Source organism: Kiloniellales bacterium, assembly GCA_030066685.1.
Classification (GTDB): domain Bacteria; phylum Pseudomonadota; class Alphaproteobacteria; order Kiloniellales; family JAKSBE01; genus JAKSBE01.
Window position 1 is genome coordinate 397,437 of sequence record JASJBF010000001.1, and the last position, 16,743, is coordinate 414,179.

General features: G+C 60.2%; 14 protein-coding genes. 3 read left to right on the forward strand and 11 right to left on the reverse strand.

Features of this window, described 5'->3' with window-relative positions; translation table 11 throughout:
• The first annotated feature begins 29 nt into the window (after positions 1–29).
• The 3 genes from QNJ30_01890 to QNJ30_01900 all read left to right on the forward strand — a co-directional run bounded on the left by QNJ30_01890 (position 30) and on the right by QNJ30_01900 (position 4,251).
• On the forward strand, positions 30–1,751 hold the full coding sequence (locus QNJ30_01890; GenBank protein ID MDJ0942187.1) for an ABC transporter ATP-binding protein: 1,722 nt from the start codon (positions 30–32) through the stop codon (positions 1,749–1,751).
• 337 nt (positions 1,752–2,088) lie between these two features.
• A complete protein-coding gene (locus QNJ30_01895; GenBank protein ID MDJ0942188.1) occupies positions 2,089–3,102 on the forward strand; it encodes a glycosyltransferase in 1,014 nt (337 codons plus the stop codon).
• A 285-nt stretch (positions 3,103–3,387) separates the two neighbouring features.
• Positions 3,388–4,251, forward strand: a complete 864-nt coding sequence (locus QNJ30_01900; GenBank protein MDJ0942189.1) for a hypothetical protein — start codon at positions 3,388–3,390, stop codon at positions 4,249–4,251.
• Positions 4,252–4,593: 342 nt separating this feature from the next.
• On the opposite strand, the gene QNJ30_01905 is transcribed toward QNJ30_01900, so the two are convergent.
• The 11 genes from QNJ30_01905 to QNJ30_01955 form a co-directional block, all read right to left on the reverse strand.
• The gene (locus QNJ30_01905) at positions 4,594–5,517 is read right to left on the reverse strand and encodes a glycosyltransferase family 2 protein (GenBank protein MDJ0942190.1); all 924 of its coding nucleotides are present in this window, start codon (positions 5,515–5,517) and stop codon (positions 4,594–4,596) included.
• A 43-nt stretch (positions 5,518–5,560) separates the two neighbouring features.
• A complete protein-coding gene (locus tag QNJ30_01910; protein MDJ0942191.1) occupies positions 5,561–6,292 on the reverse strand; it encodes a cephalosporin hydroxylase family protein in 732 nt (243 codons plus the stop codon).
• On the reverse strand, positions 6,289–7,257 hold the full coding sequence (locus QNJ30_01915) for an NAD(P)-dependent oxidoreductase (protein ID MDJ0942192.1): 969 nt from the start codon (positions 7,255–7,257) through the stop codon (positions 6,289–6,291). The genes QNJ30_01910 and QNJ30_01915 overlap by 4 nt, the downstream gene beginning before the upstream one ends.
• Positions 7,254–7,784: a dTDP-4-dehydrorhamnose 3,5-epimerase gene (rfbC, locus tag QNJ30_01920; protein ID MDJ0942193.1), complete on the reverse strand. Its 531-nt coding sequence runs from the start codon at positions 7,782–7,784 to the stop codon at positions 7,254–7,256. Before rfbC ends, QNJ30_01915 begins: the two co-directional genes overlap by 4 nt.
• Positions 7,784–9,025, reverse strand: coding sequence for a class I SAM-dependent methyltransferase (locus tag QNJ30_01925; protein ID MDJ0942194.1), 1,242 nt, complete (start codon positions 9,023–9,025; stop codon positions 7,784–7,786). The genes rfbC and QNJ30_01925 overlap by 1 nt, the downstream gene beginning before the upstream one ends.
• Complete coding sequence (gene rfbG, locus QNJ30_01930; protein MDJ0942195.1) at positions 9,025–10,077, reverse strand: CDP-glucose 4,6-dehydratase; 1,053 nt, start codon at positions 10,075–10,077, stop codon at positions 9,025–9,027. Before rfbG ends, QNJ30_01925 begins: the two co-directional genes overlap by 1 nt.
• Positions 10,074–10,847, reverse strand: a complete 774-nt coding sequence (rfbF, locus tag QNJ30_01935; protein MDJ0942196.1) for a glucose-1-phosphate cytidylyltransferase — start codon at positions 10,845–10,847, stop codon at positions 10,074–10,076. Before rfbF ends, rfbG begins: the two co-directional genes overlap by 4 nt.
• Before the next feature lie 159 nt (positions 10,848–11,006).
• Positions 11,007–11,870 (reverse strand): hypothetical protein, encoded by an 864-nt coding sequence (locus QNJ30_01940; protein MDJ0942197.1) that lies wholly within the window; start codon positions 11,868–11,870, stop codon positions 11,007–11,009.
• Positions 11,871–12,110: 240 nt separating this feature from the next.
• On the reverse strand, positions 12,111–13,433 hold the full coding sequence (locus QNJ30_01945; GenBank protein ID MDJ0942198.1) for a glycosyltransferase: 1,323 nt from the start codon (positions 13,431–13,433) through the stop codon (positions 12,111–12,113).
• Positions 13,427–15,427, reverse strand: coding sequence for an asparagine synthase (glutamine-hydrolyzing) (asnB, locus tag QNJ30_01950; protein MDJ0942199.1), 2,001 nt, complete (start codon positions 15,425–15,427; stop codon positions 13,427–13,429). Before asnB ends, QNJ30_01945 begins: the two co-directional genes overlap by 7 nt.
• Before the next feature lie 205 nt (positions 15,428–15,632).
• Positions 15,633–16,565 (reverse strand): hypothetical protein, encoded by a 933-nt coding sequence (locus QNJ30_01955; GenBank protein ID MDJ0942200.1) that lies wholly within the window; start codon positions 16,563–16,565, stop codon positions 15,633–15,635.
• Between the last annotated feature and the right edge of the window lie 178 nt (positions 16,566–16,743).

A 16,743-nucleotide genomic window follows, 5' to 3' on the forward strand; every position in this document is an offset into this window, starting at 1 on the left:
ATCTCTCGCAGAACGCAAAGGGCGAAGGTTTGAGAACACTGTTCAGAATCTATTTCCAGGCCGATGGAGCCCGCCCGTGGACCGTTCTGGCCGCCCTCATTGCGGCAAGCTTTGTCGAGGGTGTGGGCTTCATGACCCTGGTACCGCTCTTGTCCGTTCTAACCTCGCAGGATGAAGCCGACCAATCTCAGGTGACAATAATTGCCAGAGACATCGCCGAGCGCTTCGACATTACTTTCGAGGTCGGTCCGTTACTCCTTTTCTTCGCCGGCGCCATGGTCTTGAAATCAGTTTTTGTTTTCCTCGCCATGCGCCACGTCGGCCATACCATCGCCGAGGTCGTGACCCGCTTGCGGCGTCGCATCATCGAGAACTTGCTGAAGGTGCGGTGGGGTTATCTGGTCCAGCACCCGGTAGGCCTTGTGACGCACCTGTTGAGCGGCGCGGCCAGCCAGTACGGTTCTGCCTATTCACACTGTGCAACATTCTTGGCAAACACGATCCAGACTGCAGTCTACCTCGTTGCCGGTTTCTTGGTGTCTTGGCAAATCTCAATCGGCGCCATTTTGGTGGCTGGCTTGATGTTGGTCAGCCTAAGCTTCCTAGTCAAAATCGCGAGGCGAGCCGGGTATCGCGAGATGCAGCGTATGTCTGAGTTGATGGTATTCCTCGTTGACGCCCTCAACAACATCAAGCCGCTGAAGTCGATGGCCAAGCAGGCCGCCTTCTCGAACCTTTTCGACAAGAAAATCGGCTCTGTTCGCAAAGCCATGAAACGTCAGGTATTTAGCAAGCAAGCGCTGAAGAATTTGAACGAGATATTTTTGTCCATTGCTCTTAGCGCTGGATTCTACTTTGCAATCACAGTGTGGAACGTAGAATTTATTGACTTGCTTGTTGTGGGTATTCTTCTCACCAAGAGCGTTCGAGGCGTTTCGAAGCTCCAGGACACCTACCAGAATGCCGCCATGGTTGAGGGGCCCTGTGAGAAGATCAACGCGTTCATCGAAGAGTCCGGCGCTGCCAAGGAACGCGAGCAAGGCAGCCTCACGGCAACTCTGGAGCAAGGATGCCGATTGGAGAGCGTCGTCTTTGGATACGGAGCAAAGACCATCCTTGACACGGTCTCCATTGAGATCCCTGCCGGGCAGATCACAGTCCTGACGGGGCCTTCCGGTGCCGGGAAAACGACAATCGCCGACTTGATCATCGGCCTTTACCCGCCCGATGAAGGTCAAGTGACGCTCGACGGCGTGTCCTTGAGCGAGATAGAGCTGGAGACTTGGCGCCGCCAGATCGGTTACGTGCCCCAGGAACTGGTGCTTTTCAACGACAGCATCTATGCGAATGTCAGCCTCGGCGATCCGGGCATTGGAGAAGAGGAGGTACGGAGGGCGCTTGAGCAGTCCGGCGCTTGGGAATTCGTGAAAGACCTTCCCGATGGCATCATGTCGCTGGTAGGCGAGAAGGGGAGCAAGCTGTCGGGCGGACAGCGCCAGCGGATCGCCCTTGCCAGAGGACTCGCAGCCAAACCAAGACTGCTGATTCTGGACGAAGTCACGAGCGCGCTTGATCCGGCTACGGAGCAGGCTATTTGCGAGAACATCAAAGCCCTCGCGGGCGAGATGACTGTACTTGCCATCACCCACCGGCCCGCGTTCATCGAGATTGCGGATCGAGTCTACCGAGTGAATGACGGAGTTGTCTTGGCGGGACCCGAGGCTGACGAAATGGCCCTGGCAGGCTGTTGAAAAGGTCGGCCGTGTCTTGGCGAGAGCTATTCGCAGTGCCGTGCCTGTGCGCCGGTTGAGGTCGCGCCGAAGACCTGTCGCCATGCCTCGAAGCGCGGAGACGGCATTGCGCTCGGAGATCGGCTGTGCGCGCCGTTATCTGGCCGCAAACGCGAGCGCTGTAGGCCAGCGCACTGCTCCAGGGCTCTGCCGCAGGTCGTTAGTGTCGAGCCGATGGCCTCTCCACCGTATTGAGCTAGCATATTGAAATTGCAGAAGAAACAATACGGCCTGTGGGATGAGAACCCGGCCGTTGGCCGACTTGACAGCCACTGGCATCTTCAAGATAGTCCGCTGCATGAGCACGTCCAAAAGAGTCGCGGTCTGCGCCTGTACCTTCCGGCGGCCCAAGGGTCTGCAGTCTCTGCTTGAGGGCTTGGCCGCGCAGACTTTCACTCGTTTGACCACTCCAGAGATCACGATCGTCATCGCTGACAACGAGTGCAGCGACGTGGCCGAGAGGATCTGTTGCGAGTTTCGACAGTCGAGGGGCATTGATCTGATCTACGTGCGCGAGGCACGCCGCGGCATCCCCTTCGCGCGAAACGCGTTGCTGGAAAACATTCCCGATGATGCAACTTTCTTCGCCATGATCGACGACGACGAAGTGCCTGTCCCTGAATGGCTGGAAGAACTCCTCCTTGTTCAAGAAGAAACGGGCGCGGAGGTGGTTCGCGGCCCAGTTGTGCCCGAATTTCCAAAAGACACGCCGAATTGGATTGTCGCAGCCAACATCCACGGCTGGCCAAATCTGCCGACATCAGGAGCCTTGCCCCATCTCCAGAATGGTCAGGAGGTTGAGGAAGGCGGTACCAACAATGTTCTCGTGAAGTGTGAAGCCGTGCGGCGCCTGGCTATGAAATTCGATATCCGGCTCGGGAACATGGGCGGTGAAGACTACATGTTCTTTGGGCAAATGTATGCGGCGGGATGTCGTATCGTCTACGCAAAAAATGCGGTCGTTTACGCACCGGTCCAAGCGGCCAGAGCCTCTACTTCCTACGTGTTTCTCCGGCAGTATCAGGCGGCGCTTACCCATACGGCTCAGAACAAAAGGAAGCCGCCGAACCAGACGCCGGTCCGCGTTTTTTTGAACAGGATCAAGAAGTCCTCTTTCGTTAATGGACTGAAGCATTTATTTGCCGGGTTGGGAGCCTTGGTGTCGAGCTTTTTCAGGAAGAAACATCGGGATCGTGATTTTGCCTTGTTCATCCTGCGAACGGGATACGGCGTGGGTCTGCTGTCTCGGTTGCTGCAGGTCAAGTACGAAATATACAATAAGCCGGCCTACAATTCCGAAGTAAGATCATAGGCAGGGTTTGGCGGTCGGGCAGCTCTGGCTCGCTCTTCAAAGACGGGGCGGAAAGGACGAAGAAATGGACAGCTGTTGCTCTGTCCCGGGCCCGCTGGCCGCACTTGAGCGGCAATCGCTTGATGGGTGACCTTTCGAAGAGCGGTGTCCTGCCCACCGGCCAACCGTTCAGGATGATCGATCAGTCCTTTACACCTTCCAACCTCCATTGCCACGGTTGCTTTATCGATCTGGAGGCGCTGCCGCCCCGTCGCGGCCATGACATTCAATTCATCAAGGACGTTCATGGGTATTAGTTATCACTCTGCGCGCTTTCTCCTAGATGCCAAGCGCAACGGTTGCGAAATCGGCCAAGTGCTTACAATCGGCCGTCAAGAAATGACCATTTCGCCGGCGGGTCTGCGCAAGCTTGCCTCTGAGTTCGGGCTCGACGATCCCCCCGAAGACCTGAATTACGACACCTACGCCGAGCGCTTTTTGCGGGAAATGCTGGGGGCAACGCAGCTGACCTGCCTGGATGCCTCTCGGTACGAAGGCGCTGACATCCAACACGATTTGAACAACCCCATTCCGGGTGACCTGGAGGCCAGTTTCGATACGGTGCTCGACGGCGGCACGCTGGAGCACGTGTTCAATGTACCTATAGCTGTCGCCAATTATATGCGCCTAGTAAAGCCAAATGGTCAGATCTTTATTTTCACTCCGGCCAACAACTATTTCGGTCATGGTTTCTACCAATTCAGCTCCGAATTTTTTTATCGCGTGTTCTCTGAGGAGAATGGCTACGCCGTTCGGCGCCTGTTGCTCAGTGAACATGATCCCAGCGTCCTGCGCACATCGGAAGCCGGTCGGCGCTACGAGGCTCCGGATCCGGCCGAGGTTGGCTCACGTACCGCCTTCATCAACGCGATGCCGGTCGAAATCATGCTGCATGCGCAGCGAACGGCAATTCGATCGATCTTCAGCGAACACCCGAAGCAGAGCGACTATTCGGCGCGCTGGAAGACGAACGATAAAAAGGGGCTCAGAAAGCCAGTCGGAGCCCGCAAAGACTCTCCGCTAAAACTCCTTCGTCGCATGCTACGCCGGCGGATGAAGAGGAAAGCTCGCAGCTTACGCAACGCCAAGAACTTCCCCCCTGTCTCATAGAGCCGGGATTAGGACAGCGGATGGCAAACCGCACACCAATTGGCGAACGCGAATTCCGACTCCAAACCTGCTTTGCGCAATCTGGTTTGACGGTCTGCAAGTCTTTGTTAAGCGCCGTCACCGATGCACTGCCGAAGAAAGAGAATGCGAAGATGAAGCCGATTGGCAAAGCCGCCCAAGACGCATCGCCAAGCGCGGCCACTGTGAGGCGATTTCAGTCTCTGTACAGTCGGGGACCATCCGCACAGGGACATTCCCCCGACCCATGCACCGTGTGAGCGGAAAACCTAGCAGGCGACGCGCAAACTCACCGAGTGCAACGGCGCGCGCGGTCAAGATTGATCAAAAGCGCGAATTTGTGTTCACACGCAGCTTGCGAATCAACCTCTTTAGAGGCCTTTTTAGCAGCCTCTTAGCCGTAATTGGCCTTGGATATGCATGCCGAAAAACCCGGGGCATAGCGTGAACCTTTTCACCGAAAGTCAATTTCGATGCGCCGAGAACGCGGAAATGGCAGAACACAAACCAGGTGAAAAACCGCGTTCGCTCCCAGGCTGATCTTGGTGCATAGTTGGTTGTGGAAACCCTTGTAATACGCTGCGTGAAAAGCGCGTCATTGTTTCCAATAATTTCATCGTTCAGAATATACGATACCAAAACCATGGTATCGGACCCCCATACGTATCCAAAATTGACAGCTAGCCGATACCGCTCCTTAAGGATATACGCGTCGAAAAGGCCGTAAAACCACGCAGGCTCTGTGTTCGACAAGAGCAAATTTATTCGCTCCTGCCTTGAGCATTGACGCGTAACCGGAGGATGTTTCGTCTCGAGCAAAGTCCCTTCGGCACCGACCTTATCGATCTTTGGAATCGCCAACTTGCAGTCTGGGTTTTCGATAAGTACTTTGACCAAGGATTCCAGGTAGTTGCTTTCGATCCAATCATCGTAAGCATGCCACATGAAGTAACGAGAGTCGCATTTATCCAAGAGATATCGAAAATTCGCTAAAGGACCAATATTGAAAGCTTGACGATATAGGACGATGCGGTCGTCGCGCGCCGCCCATTTTTCAAGGATCTCCCAAGTGCCGTCGTCGGATGCATTGTCCGACACAATCAATGTGAAGTCTTCATAGGATTGGTCAATCACACCTTTGAGCGCTCGCTCCAGGTAGCGAGCGCCATTGAAGACCGGCATCCCAATCGTGACGGTAGGCCGGTGAACAGCGCCGGCGAGCCGGTCGTCTGATATGTGATCGCTCATGCGCGGAGGTATCTAACCTTCGAAGCGGCGATCATTCACATGCCTACTCTATGCATTTGAGATATCCGTCCGGTGCTGCCGTTATCAACAGCTTGTCCTGAATTTCGCGATCAATCTCGAAACGGTCGGTCGAGTCCAGGAAGGCGTGAACAGCCGTCATTGCGTTGTTGCCTTTGCCCCACGGTCGATTGGGGAAGAACTCGCCTGGCATGTTTTCGATCAGAGTGTCGAAGACGATGAGATAGCTGCCTGCCGTAACCATCGGTGAATAAAGCCTGAGCTCCTCCAAGACGTGAGCGTGGGTGTGATTAGAATCCAAGATAACCAGGACTCTTTTCTTGTCGCCCACGATCTTGATTACCTCGGCAATGGTCGATTCATCGGTTGACGAACCCTCGATCATGACAATTCGTTTCGCGAGCGGATGCTGTTCCACGGCCCTTTTGTTTTCGCGACGAATATCGATATCGATCCCAACGACGACCCGCTCGCCGCCAAGGAGCTCGAGGAGAGAGGCGCTGAAGATGAGCGATCCGCCACGGGCAATACCCGTTTCAACGATAGCGTCGGGCTGCGCGCGCCAGATGATTTCCTGCAACGCGACTATATCCTGCGGATATTGGATGATGGGTAGGCCCAGCCACGTGAAATGATAGGAGTATTCGTAACTATAGCTTCGCGCAAACCACTCCTTGGTGGCCTCGGCCAGGCGCTCATCACCAGCCATATTGGCTATAAGCCTGCGGTTTCGGGCTTCGAAGGCTTCGTCTTTCACGCCTCTGTCCTCGCGTTCGATCGACCGCCGTCGATCCGGGGGTCCAATGCTTCGTCCAAGTTTTGCCGCCACCAATTCACGGAGTTCATAAGGCCATGCTCCAGGTCGAACTGCGGCTTGAAGCCGACTTCCTCGGTCAAGCGCGTCACGTCCGCGTACAGCGACGGCGGATCGTGGGGGCGATTCTCCAGCGCGCCAAATTCGAAGAGGTCTTTCCGGCCGATAAGTCGTGCGAGACTGTCTGCGACGTCACCGATGGAAACCTTGTTGCCGCCCGCGATGTTGATCGGCCCCTCGACCGGTGAAAGCAAGAGGGCAGCTAGGGCTGCTCCCGCGTCGCGGGCATCCATAAAGTCTCGGATCTTGCTAGGGTCGCCAAGCCGTACCGGCCCACCTTGCAGCAGACCGCAAATGATCGAAGGCACAAGGCGGGATTTCGTCTCAAAGGGGCCATAGACCATGAAGACACGGCCTCCGGCATGGCTAATGCCAACGCGTTCAGAAAAGGCCCCGGTCAGTTCGAATGCGGCGTTTTTTGCCATGCCGTATAGCGTTGCCGGTCGGCAAGCTGTCTGACCCTCGTGACAAATACCGTCACCGATACCTTCTGGTGTCCAGTCATATTCTGCGCAGCTCCCCGCCAAAACCACACGCTTGCCGCCCGCGTCGTGAAACACCCTTACCAGATCGAGCGTTGCCGCTACCCAATCGAGGTTTTCCGGTGCCTCCCAAAAATAGCCATGACGCGTTTCCCAGGCCAGGTGGAGAAGGTGCGTAGGTCGAACCTGGTCAATCAAGAGCCGGCGTGCTGCCACATCGAAGAGGTCGGTCGCGTGCCAAATCGCCGGCACTTCAGCAAGCTCATGGCGCGCCACCGCATGTACCGTGAGGCCCTGCTCCAGCAGCGCTCTGACGGCATGGCGGCCAATAAAGCCGCTCGCGCCGGTCACAACCACGGTGCTCATGGCAGGAAATCCGGATAGGCGGCATCCCGCGCCGAGATCACTTGCGGCACAAACGGCCAGTCGATGGCAAAGGCGTGATCATCCCAGCGCACGCCGCGCGCCAGGTCGGCATCGTAGAACTCGCCCATGAGGTAGTGCACCTCGCAGTGCTCATCCAGCGTGATGAAGCCATGGGCGCAGCCGGGCGGGACATAGAGTGCCCGACCGTTCCTGGCGCTCAATTCATGGCCTGTCCAGCCGCAGTACGTGCTGGAGCCGGCACGCAGGTCGACGGCGACGTCGAAGATCGCGCCCCGTGTGCAGCGGACGACCTTAGGTTCGGGTTTGGGATTCGCTTGGTAGTGCATGCCGCGCAACGTGCCTTTGGCACTGTTGAACGAGATGTTGGCCTGAGGGAAATGTGTGTGCAGGTCCCGAGCGGCAAATTCCTCGGCGCAAAAGCTGCGGGCGAAGAACCCGCGCTCGTCTGCCTGCTTCTCAAGCCCCAACAGCAGGACGCCGGGCAGCGTGGTCTCGGTGAAGATCATTAACAGACCTCGACCTCGGGAATCGGGATCACGAAGCGGCCGCCCCATGCACGAATATCGGCCATCGACGCCACGATTTCGTCCCGCAGGTTCCATGGCAGGATCAAGAGATAATCGGGCTTGGTTTCGAAGACCCTCTGTGGCGGACAAATGGGCAGGTGGCTGCCCGGGAGATAATGGCTCTGCTTGTGCGGATTTCGGTCCACCGCATAAGCTATCAGCTCCTCGTCGATGCCACAGGTGTTCAGCAAGGTGTTGCCCTTGGCGGCTGCGCCATAGGCGACCACGTTCTTGCCCTCGGCCTTGGCGTCGCGGAGGAACCGGACAAGTCCCTCTTTGACTGCGGCGACCTTGGCGGCAAAACCGTCATAGGTATCGAGGCGGTCAAGCCCGCGGGCATGTTCGAGCCGGCGAAGATCTTCGACAGCAGGTCCTTCGGCGCGTGCTTGGCCGCCCCCCCGGCAGGCGAGCACGCGCAGGCTGCCGCCGTGGGTGGACAGGCGCTCGACATCGAAAACCAGAAGTCCATGCTTGTTGAACACCTGTTCGACACTCAGAAACGAGAAGTAGCAGAAATGCTCGTGATAGATCGTATCGAACTGAACCTGCTCTATAAGCCGGAGCAAATGTGGGAACTCCACGCTCAAGACGCCCGCCGGATTGAGTAGGGCTCTGAGGCCGGCAACGAAGTCGTTGAGATCGGGCACATGCGCCAGCACGTTGTTGGCGACCAGGAGGTCGGCCCCTGCTTCGCGCGCCACGAGGTCACGAGCGACCTCTTGGCCGAAGAATCGGACTTCGGTCGGGACGCCGACAGCCTGCGCAGCCGCCGCCACATTGCCCGCCGGCTCGACGCCAAGCACCGGGATCCCTGCGGCAACGAAGTGGCGCAAGAGATACCCGTCGTTGCTGGCCACTTCGACGACCCGGCTGTCGGCATCCAGTGCAAAGCGTGCAATACTTGCTTTGGCAAAGCGCTTTGCGTGCTCGACCCAGGTCGTCGAGTAGCTGGAGAAATAGGCGTAGTCGCCGAATATCTCCTCTGGCGGAACCACAGATGCGACCTGGACCAGGAAGCACGCCTGGCAGACCCGGGCGTGCAGTGGGTAGCGCGGCTCCGGGCGTGCCAGATCAGCTTCGCTCAGGTAGGAATTGGCAAGCGGAGTCTCGCCGAGGTCAACGAAGGTCTGGGTTAACGCGGCCCCGCAAAAGCGGCAGGCTTTTTCCCCAGTCGCGGACATCAGGCGAGCTCCTGGTACCGCTGTATCTCGTTGAGACTGTAGGCCCGCATGTCACCGCCGCCTTCGCAAGCGCGGTACCAGGCGACGGTCCAATCAATGGCCTGCTCCAGACGGAGACGCGGGCGCCACCCAAGAGTTCGGATCGCCAGACCGGCATCAAGCATCAAGGCCGCGGCCTCGGGCGGCGTCTCAGTGCCGTCCTGTCTCCAGCCGGACCCATCGCCCCAGCGTTTGACAAGCCGGTCCACTACCCAGCGGACCGGGCGCACGTCGGCCGTGTCCGGCCCGAAGTTCAGTGCCTTTGGCGGGTCGTCCCCGGCGCAGATGCGCTCGGCATAACGAAGGTACCCCGCCAGCGGGTCCAGGACGTGCTGCCACGGACGAGTGGCGTCCGGGTGGCGAATCGCCACCGACACGCCCGCCCCCACGGCGCGGACGAAGTCGGGGACAAGTCGGTCGGTGGCCCAGTCGCCGCCGCCGATGACATTACCGGCACGGGCGCTGACGATGGCAGCCGAGCCATCTTGGAAGAAACTCGTGCGGTAGCTTGCAGTGGCGATCTCTTGGGCGGCCTTGGAGGCGCTGTAAGGATCGCCTCCGCCAAAGGGATCTCCCTCCCGAAATGGCTGACCGCGACCGTCGTTGGCGTAGACTTTGTCGCTTGTGACGACGACCACAACTCTGACCGAGGGCGTCCGGCGCACCGCATCGAGCAAATGGACCGTACCGAGCACGTTGGTCGCGAAGGTTCCGATCGGGTCAACATATGATGGCCGCACGAGCGACTGTGCGGCCAGGTGAAAGACGACCTCGGGTCGGGCACGGGACAGCGCGGCCGAGGCCGCCTCGGGCGCGCGAATGTCGCCAATCAGCGAATCCAGCTTCGTCCAGGGAGAGAGCACGTCAAACAGGTTCGGCTCGGTCGCGGGCGCCAAAGCGAGCGCCGTGACCTCGGCGCCCAGGCTTTCGAGCCACAACGCGAGCCAGGCACCCTTGAACCCCGTGTGACCGGTCAGCAGAACCCGCCGGCCACGCCAGAAGTCAGGCGTCACCGCCACAGCTTCCACGGGGCCCGGTCGTTCTGCCAAAGGTCTTCCAGAACCATCTTGTCCCGCAGGGTATCCATCGGCAGCCAGAAGCCGTGGTGGCGATACGCGGCAAGTTGCCCGTCGGCAGCCAGAGCTTCGAGCGGATCCCGCTCCCAAACGGTGTCATCTCCCTCGATAAGGTCGAGCACCTTGGTAGATAGAACAAAGAAGCCACCATTGATGTAGCCGCCGTCACCGCGCGGCTTCTCGGCGAAACGCTCGACTTGGTCGCCATCGAGCACCGCGGCGCCAAATCGACCAGGCGGCCGCACCACCGTCATGGTTGCGAGACGGCCGTGGTCCTTGTGGAAGTCGATGAGGGCAGCGATATCTACGTCCGCGACCCCATCGCCGTAGGTCATGCAAAAGGTCTCGTCTTCGCGAAGGTAGGGGGCCATGCGCCTCAGCCGACCGCCGGTCATGGTCTGCTCCCCGGTGTCCACCAAGGTAACGCGCCAGGGCTCCGCAGCCGTTTCGTGGAACTCGATATCGTGATTCCCCACATCGATCGTGACATTTGAGTTGTGGAGAACAAAATTGGCGAAGTATTCCTTGATGACGTACCCCTTGTGACCAAGACAGATCATAAAGTCCGTCAGGCCGAAGTGGTCGTAGATCTTCATTATATGCCAGAGGATCGGGCGATCGCCGATATCGACCATCGGCTTTGGCTTCACCGTGGTTTCTTCCGAAAGCCTCGAGCCCAGGCCTCCGGCAAGGATTACCGTCTTCATGAAATGCTTCGGTCCCGTTCGTACTCGTGGCGTTTCGCGAGGGTCTCTTGCAGATTTTGACCGATCGCCCGGTATCGCCGTCTAGCGGCGGCGCCAACCGCGGCGTCGTGAGATCCTATATGGGAGCATAGGAGGCAACTCAAGGCCCTGTGCCGCCGCTCAGGCGTTGCGGGCGCCGACCAGGCGGCGGACCCGGGTCGCTACGCGACCGCCGAGCGACCGCCGGATCGGAAAGAAGCCGTCTGTCGATAGGCGGTAGGTCTCCGCATGGAAGTTGACGTACTGCCGCGGTTCCACCGTCACCGACCGCGGAGACACGCCGTGGATGCTGCGGGAGGTATTGATCATCATGATCAGTGTGTTGGCCCGGTATGGGACGGTAAGGACCGGCTCCACGTAGCGGTCCTCGATGTCGCGGCGGCCATCCTGAAGGAAATGCCCGCTCTTGGCCTTGGGCCGATAGATCACGAAGTCGCCGCCTTGGGACTCGTCCTCGGGTCGGCGAAAGTACAACAACGCGTTGAACAGCTTGTGGATGTCGTCGATGTGCGGTCCGCGCACGACGCTCTCGCTGGTCACCGCGCTGTTCACGCCAAACTGGCAATCCAGCATCACGTCGGCGCTGCGGTTCTCCGGGGTGCCTTTCTTTCCGGGATAGCGGACCTCAGTCGACAGCTCGGACAGCGGCTTGCCGAAGCGCGCCTCGATATCCGGGTACTCGGACGCGATGGCGTCCCGCCAGAACTCCAAGAACTCCTCGAAGAACGCCCTGGAGGTGTGATAGGCGAAGAAATCCCGCCAGATCGCTGGCATTTCCGGGTCTTCAAAGACGCTGCGCGCCTGCATGAGATAGGCGTAGTTGTTCTTCAATGGCCGACCGGCCAGGACCTTCTCGAGGGTCGGATAGGCGGCGCTCAACTCGGCAAAGTGCGCCGGATCGAGGCACTCGGTTGAGTGCAGGTGCGGATACGGCTGATGCGAGATCTGGCTCGGATCCAGCCTCGCAAGTATGCTCTGTGCCACTGCTCTTACTCTCTCTTTACGCCTCAGATCTGTCGGGCCCCGGATAGATCGTCAGGGGAGGCATATTGAATTGTTCGGTGACCTCGATGATGATCGTGGCAATGGGACGATGAGCACACTATCCGCCAGTCCCTTCTCGCAAGGAGTGCTGAGGAAACTGTCATTGCCCAATAATCCCGAGCCTACCAGCTCACGCGTTCAAGCCGAAAAACCCAGGCCAGCCCACTCCGTCACGATGGGTCACCTGACCTCGGGTACGGGAGCCGGCGCGACACCGAGCGCTTCGTAGAGGTCGACCGTTCGGTCGACGGAAAACTCCGAAGCTCGAGTCCGCAGGACCTTTGGATCGGGTGGCGAGTCCAAGGTGGCGAGGATCGCTGCGGCCATGGCGGCCTCGTCGCCGATCGGAACGATGGGGCCGTATTTCTGATCTTCGAGAATTTCGGCGGGACCGCTGGGCGTGTCCGTCGACACCACGGGACAGCCGCAGGCCATCGCTTCGATCAGCGCGTTCGGCAGTCCTTCGACGTGGGACGACAACACGTAGACCGAAGCGCGGGCCATGTACTTGTAGGGGTTGACGACGAAACCCGGCAGGGAGACATCCTCGGCGACCCCGAGTTCGCCGGCGAGATCCATGAGTTCGGCCACGCGCTGCTTCGTCTTCTTCTCGCTCTTGGCGTTGCCCAGGATGACCAGCCGGGCGGGACGGTTCCGCCGCACCAAGGCGAAGGCGCGGACCAGCGTGGCGAAATCCTTGGTGCGGCTGAGCCTCCCCGCCCCCAGGATCACGGGGGGATCGCCGTCGGCGAACCAAGGATGATCCAGCGCTTCGCCGGCCTCCCGCTCGAGTGCCGGCGTCACGGTCGGGTTATAGACGACGGTGATGCGCTCCCGAGGGAAGCCGCTACACCTTGCCAGCTGGTCGGCGACGCCCTTCGACACCGAGGCGACCGCATCGGCCCGACTGTAGGTGCGGTATAGAAGCGATCGGATGTAGGGCCGGTTCCAGCCGCCAAGCACCGAATGGTCCGGCGAGAGAAAGACATGCTCGCTGATGACGAAGCGGCTCGCCGCCTTCGAGGAACGCAGAGCCAGCGCCGCTTCCACGGCCATGAAGGTCGTCGCCACGTAAAGGACGTCCGGCTCTTCCGCTCGCAGGTAGCCGACCAATGCCGGCAGATAGGGCAAGGTGGACGAGTTCGACTGCGGAGCCAAGGCGTAGCCGGCCACGCTCAGGAAGCCTGCAAGATCGGCTTTCAGCGCCGTGAGTCGCGCCGCCATCCGGCCGCTTCGCTCGAGGTGGATGACGCGGATGCCCTCCGGTATTCGCTCGGTCAGCGGACCGCCCGCCTCGCACAGCAGGAGATCGACCTTGTAGCCTCTTCGCGCCAGTTCCCCGGCGATGATCAGGCGCATCCTGGAAACGCCGCCGCCATCGAGATGATGGAGAAAGAAAGCAAGGCGGCGAGACGACCCGACGGCCGTCCCGGCGGGGCGGGGACTGCTCTCGGCCTCTGGCGTCTCGATCGCCGTGGCGGCTCCGCTTGCGCCCGTCAACATGCCGTCGCCCTCACATCTGCGAGCTGCCTGGGTCCTGCCCGCAGCGCGTCATACCAAGTCTGAAACATCAACACGCTCCAAAGTAGATCCCGGTTGTCGCACCATCCCGCGAGGTGTTGTTGCCATGTTCGCCGGACCGCTTCAACATGGAAAAAGCCGTCGGCGAGGAGGCGGCGTTCACCGAGGAGGTCTTCCGCCCAGTCCCGCATCGGACCGCACAACCAAGAGGAAATCGGCACGCTGAAGCCTTGCTTCGGTCTGTCGGTCAAGCCCCGATGCACATAGCGCTCGAGCACCTGACGCAGGATCCTCTTGCCCCCCTTGGCGCCGCCCATCCGCAGATGCAGTGGCAAGGTCCAGGCGAACTCCACCACCCGATGGTCGAGCAGCGGGCTCCGCACTTCCAGGCTGGCGGCCATGCTGGCCCTGTCGACCTTGACCAGGATGTCGTCCGGCAGGTAGCTCACCATATCCAGGTACATCATCGTCTTCCGCGGCTCGGCGAAATCGGGCCAGCCCCCGGGATCGCTTAAGGCGGACTGGGCGGCCCCGGCGCCGACGACGAACTCGGAGGCTCGCTGACAGGCAACGCGCATGCCGGCAAAGAGATCGAGGGCGCTCTCCGCCCCGATATGCGCCGTTCGGCGCCGAAGCTTGGACGGATAGCGCTGCCAGGGACCCAAAGGTCGCCGCGCCTCCGGCCCGGAGGCAGCAAGGACATTCCACGTCCCCCGCTCGAGGCAGCGGGCCGCGGCCGTCATGCCCCGGCGCATCGCGCGCGGATACCGGCGCAGTCTGTTCCACTTCTCTGGGGTCTGGGCGTATCTCGGGTAGCCGCCGAAGACCTCGTCGCCACCGTCGCCGGACAGCGCCACGGTGACCTCGCGCCGGGCCAACTCCGACACCATGAGAGTCGGTATCTGCGAGGGATCGGCAAAGGGCTCGTCGTAGACGGTGGAGAGGCGGGGAATCAGGTCGAGGCCGTCGTCCGGGGAGACATAGAGCTCGGTATGATCGGTCCCGAGAAAGTCGGCGATTGCCTTGGCATGATCGGCTTCGTTGAACTTCGGATCATTGAAGCCGATGGCAAAGGTCCTTATCGGACGCGAGCTCTGGGCCTGCATCATGGCCACGACCGTGGTCGAGTCGATGCCCCCGGAAAGCAGGCCGCCGAGATCGACATCGGCGATCATGCGCCTCTTCACGGCGTCGCGGAGCAAGCTGTCGAGTTCCTCGACGGCCTCTTCTTCGGAGCCTGGGAACGCTGCGCGCTCGCCCTGCCGCGCAGCGTCTTCGAGCGACCAATAAGACTCCGGAGTCGGATGGCCCGGCGCGCCCTCCGCGCGCAGCGTCAGCAGCGAGCCGGCAGGCAGCTTTCTGATGCGCCGGTAGATGGAATAGGGCGCCGGAATCCACTGATGCTGAACAAGAAGGCCGAGCGCGTCACGGTCGATCTCATCGTCGAAATCGGGATGAACGCGCAAGCACTTCAGTTCCGAACCGAAGAGAAAGCTCTTCCCGCACCAGCCGAAATACAGCGGCTTCTTCCCCAGCCGGTCGCGCGCCAGGGTGAGGCTGCGGTTCTCCCGATCCCAGAGCGCGAAAGCAAACATGCCGTTCGCCCGGCGGAGCGCCTCTCCGAGACCCCACTCCGAGATCGCCGCCAAGAGGACCTCGGTGTCGGAGTGTCCGCGAAAACTGTGGCCCAGCGCCCGCAGGTCCTCGGCGAGTTCCCGGAAGTTATAGATCTCCCCATTGTAGGTGATCATATAGCGACCCGACGCCGAGGCCATGGGCTGCCGCCCGGCTGCCGAAAGATCGATGATCGAGAGGCGCCTCTGACCCAGGGCGATACCGGCCCGCGCATCCACCCAGACCTGGCCGTCGTCGGGACCGCGGTGGACGAGCGTATCGGTCATGCGCAAGGCCAGCGCCCGGAACGCCTCCGGTCTCAAATCGCCGTCGCACGACAGAATGCCGCTGATTCCGCACATCGCTTATGCGCTTTCCCGAATTGCTGAGCCGAGGCACGCGTCCAAAACTGGGCGCAGCGGCGAAGACCGCCGATGTGACGCCCGCAACGCCGCAGCAAGCCTCTCCTTAGCGCACCACCCGCTGCGGATCAAACCCGCACTTCGCAGTCCGGGCCGCTTCCGCGCCGACGATCGCAAACGCTCGCCGCGATGACCCGGTCCAAGGCTATCGCGCCCCCGCAACCGCAGGCGAATCGGTGGAGTATCCGGATTGCATCTCCGGATCGGAGAAATCATCGGCATACAGCGTCTGTATGGGTGGCTGGAAGGCCTCGTCGCTCACCTTCCGCAGAACCGCCACGATGAGGACGTTCTTGAACCGCCGAACGAGCGAATGGATGACGTCGCCGAGCTCGTTCCCGGAGCGCCCGCGGCCAAGCAGCCCGCGGCGCAGCCTCTTGAGCAAAGGATAGCGGCGCTCGTTCTCGAAGCGGGCCTTCCCCAGCATGGTCGAAAGGCTGATCGAGCCGCCCTCGAGCAGAAAGCTCGGAAGCTTCTCCGCCCCGCCATCGAGCTCAGTCGCCACGCCGGCGCCACGCCTGTTGGCCAAGGCCAGGCAGAGCAGGTGGTAGCGGTTAGCTCTCGCAAGCGAATAGTAAAGGCTTGGATGGAAGCAATAAAACCCGTGATTGACGTAATTCAGCATCGGCATGACGTGCACCATGATACCGTTGGCCTTGGTCATGTTGTGCATGTTCCGGAGCACGCTGGCCTGATCGAAGATGTGCTCGCCCGTGCCGTTGTTCGTCACCAGGTCGTAGGTACTCGTAAATCCATAGGCCTCCCTGACGTCTTTGTTCAGGTCCATGACTTTGCTGCCGTAGGTATCGTTGATGTCTATCGCCTCGTACTGTGAGAACCCAAGGCAGCGGTAGTAGCCAGCCGCGGACTGCTTGTCCGACGTATCGAGCGAACTTCTAAGCTCTTTCAGACCCTTAAGATCAATATGCGCGCGTCCCTGCGAGCGCTCGATCACGCTATCGAGCGCGTCGGTGCTGGAATTGAATGTCTGGTTGCCAAGTTCGAGCACGCTTGGGTTCTGGTCCAGAAGCTCGACGGCGCTCCGCACGACGAGAGTCATCAATGGATTAAAACTCATAACTTTTCCTGATCTTGGTCGCTATGCAGCACCGAGACTATTCTCGTTCCTGCCTTGCCGAAGCTCTGTCCGATCGGCGCCGGACGATAGGCGCGAGCTCCCCTCTGCGCGAAGCCGAACAATGTCCATGGAGGCGGGGTTTGCAAGTTCAAAACCCTTTGTCCGACCGCCGCAATCT